General features: G+C 55.0%; 4 protein-coding genes. 3 read left to right on the plus strand and 1 reads right to left on the minus strand.

From position 1 onward, the window contains the following. The 3 genes from RTI30_RS13785 to RTI30_RS13795 all read left to right on the plus strand — a co-directional run. Positions 1-336 (plus strand): hypothetical protein (locus RTI30_RS13785; RefSeq protein ID WP_312284079.1); only part of this gene is annotated, 336 nt, incomplete at its 5' end. Positions 337-1,011: 675 nt separating this feature from the next. Then, positions 1,012-1,878 carry an integrase domain-containing protein gene (locus tag RTI30_RS13790; protein WP_312284080.1) on the plus strand — a complete coding sequence of 289 codons (867 nt, stop codon included), beginning with the start codon at positions 1,012-1,014 and terminating at the stop codon, positions 1,876-1,878. Beyond that, positions 1,875-2,189, plus strand: coding sequence for a hypothetical protein (locus tag RTI30_RS13795; protein ID WP_312284081.1), 315 nt, complete (start codon positions 1,875-1,877; stop codon positions 2,187-2,189). Before RTI30_RS13790 ends, RTI30_RS13795 begins: the two co-directional genes overlap by 4 nt. A gap of 48 nt (positions 2,190-2,237) precedes the next feature. Here RTI30_RS13795 and RTI30_RS13800 read toward each other — a convergent pair. Then, positions 2,238-2,886, minus strand: a 649-nt coding sequence (locus RTI30_RS13800; RefSeq protein WP_312284082.1) for a hypothetical protein, incomplete at its 5' end; no start/stop codon positions are given.

Here is a 2,886-nt window from a genome sequence, read left to right on the forward strand (position 1 = left end):
ACAACGCCGAACGGCCACACCATCGACTCGGACAGAAACCACCGCTATCCTTCCTCCTCCAACATCTACCACAGTGCCAAAGGTGGTGGACGCATACAGGGTCTTGCTCCCGGAACCGTCCGGGGTTATTTTACTTATACCAGCACGCCATCATCGCTATGCGATAAAACCGCCACTTGGCATGTGGCTAATCCTTTTTGTTGTACCCTTACCCAAGTCACGTCCAAATATCAGCAGGAGACCAAGCGACCGCCGAAGGCTGGGAGCAAGCGTCTGCCAACACATCCATCGAAGATTTTCCCACCACCATGCATGACCGAGCGAGCGACTGCGTAGCCAGGAGCGAGCGAAGCCATGCCGCCCGTCTCTTTCGGAGCGAAGCGAGGAAAGAGACGGGCGGTGGGAACCCAGTAGCGGCAGGCATTTCAGGGCAATTTTTGCGCATGAAATTGCATGAAATCGCCTCCCGACCCAGGATCGACAGCGCCCTGACCGGCACCGACTGACCCCCACTGCCCCCCTGGGAGTACCCTTCTTCGCGGCCCCGTCAACCGCGAACTAACCACAGAACTACAGAGACATTTTGTAATCGCACAATCGCTTAGCCGCGACTGCACCGACGTAGAAAAAAGCTCATCGCGTGGCCGGCGATCCATTAAGTTTGGCCCGTCTTCCCTCCCGAGCGCCGCTCGTCAAAACGTGCATCCAACACTTACCGCGACAGGTATGGGTCTGGAGGGAGACGCCCTGATCACTGGATCTGTACTTTTGCAGCTCCCTTCAGACCTCAACACCTGTCTTGGAGTGGTCAGGAAACAATTCCGTGCGATTTTATTTAGATTTGATTTACAGCGCGGTTTTCAGACCGATCGATAATAAACACGGGTGCGAACACATTCGTGTTTATTTAAGCCACTTTTTATCCACAAGGTGGCTTAAATAAACATTTTTTATCCTTTGAGAGAAGGAGGGTTAGCTGTGTCCAGAAATTACGGAATTGGAACCCGTGACATGATTAGTGCTGGTCGCCAGTGGCTTCAAAGAAGCGGGATTTCCTATAGCTCAGTCGCGACACTCAGCCAACGGTGGTCCGATTTTGCCAGATTTGCCAAGGATAATGATGTAGGCAGCATGGAACGGATCACCAAAGATTTGGTGCAGTCCTATGCTGACCACTTGATTGATCGTGGTCTTTCTGCTTCCTCTATCCAAAATCGGCTCAGTGCGATCAACACCGTCATGTCGACAGCGACTAAGGGTGCCTGGCAGTCGTTGTCTCCACGATCTTTGGGAGCTCCAGCCAGATCATATGTTCGGCAGGAAGCGCCCAAAGGCCTCGATCGCGGCCTTGTAGAGCAAGCCACTAAGGGTATCGACGCAAGGGCGGCCGCTATCGTTAATCTCACCCGTGAGCTAGGCCTGAGAAGTAAGGAGGCGACCTTGATCAACGCTAAAGGCGCACTCAAGGAAGCCCTATCCAAGGGGGAGGTGCGGATCACAGAGGGGACAAAGGGCGGGAGGCCAAGAGTGGTGAAGATCACCAATGATCACCAGATAGCCGCGTTAGAAAAGGCTGCGGCTGTGCAGGGAAAAAGTGGTTCATTGATCCCGGAAGGGGTCTCTTACAAGGGCTTCAGGTCGGTCATTGATCACGCACGCGAAGCTATCAAAGCCACTACCGGTCAAGGATTGCATGCTCTGCGGGCTAGCTTTTCATGCGATTTTTATAAGGATTACACGGGCAAAGACGCGCCAGTTGTCGCTGGTTTTCGGCTCGTCGGTAAAGATCTGGACAGGGAAGCTCGCCAGCAAATTGCCCAAGAGCTTGGGCATGGTAGGACCGACGTGACCGTCGCTTACCTGGGGAGCGCACGATGAACCCCCTGGTCCGAGAGGTAGAGAGGATGACGCTGGCCTATGCCCGGTATGGGGGGAAGAAAAATCGTCGTCTGCAGCGCAGCAGAATGAAGATTTTTGCTGCCTTTTGTGCGCAGCAGGGGTGTAGGTCCATGGGTCAGGTCGGGAAAAGACATGTCCAAGAGTTCTTTGCGGCCCATGCAGGGTGGTCGCCGGGTACGCGGTATGCCTACCGCCTTGCCATAGCAGATCTGTTCGACATTGCCGGTCTTACGCCACCCAAGATCCTCGATGAGATCAGCTACCCGAAACCCCGCCCCGCCGGTCCATAGAACCAGTGCTCGGGGCTTTGCTTTACTGCCGTGGAGTTTCTGATCGCTTTAGCTTCCCGCCTTTTTCGCGTAAGCCTCCAGTTGTTCCTTGCTCAGGCCGGTGATCTGCTCGATCTGCTTCTTGCTAAGGTGGTCGCCGGGCGTGATGACGCCGCTAAACTGCGGTATGTCAGTATGCACGACAAATTCAAACCCGTTGGAAAGGTCACCGAGTGACTTTCCTTCCTGCAGTTGCTTCATATCCTGAGCAACAAATACGCCAAGCCCGACGGGAAGACGTTGGCAATAATCCCAGGTCGGTACGAACCAGTAGGCGTAGCGGAAGCCGCCGCCATCCCATACCTTGACCAGGTACGGAGGCGTGCTCTGCCCGGTTTCCGGATTTTCTACGCTGGCGTTGGCGTAGAGATGGCCGACTGTCCACCCCTCTCCAGACGTAAAGTACCAATCCTTTACCGCTACGTTCACCTTGTATGCCGGTTGGGTGCCTTGTCCCAGGTGGTAATGCTGGAAGGCCGCCTGGAGTTCGGCGCGGATCAGCTTGAGGTAATACTTGCCGGGCAACGGGTGGTCATCGGTTGGCTTGTTCAGTTTGGGGTTAGCCACGGTGACGGTGCCGACCTCGAAGGCGTGACCTTTGTAGTTTTGCTGCACATAGCTGGTCGTCCGCAGCGGATTGCTGCCGGGGACATTCAGG

Origin of the sequence: Candidatus Igneacidithiobacillus taiwanensis, assembly GCF_031962545.1 — a bacterium.
Lineage (GTDB): Bacteria > Pseudomonadota > Gammaproteobacteria > Acidithiobacillales > Acidithiobacillaceae > Igneacidithiobacillus > Igneacidithiobacillus taiwanensis.

Bases quoted from the DNA above. Each gene is read 5' to 3' on its own strand.
- RTI30_RS13790 (WP_312284080.1), top strand. From the start codon at position 1,012: ATGATTAGTGCTGGTCGCCAGTGGCTTCAAAGAAGCGGGATTTCCTAT.
- RTI30_RS13795 (WP_312284081.1), top strand. From the start codon at position 1,875: ATGAACCCCCTGGTCCGAGAGGTAGAGAGGATGACGCTGGCCTATGCC.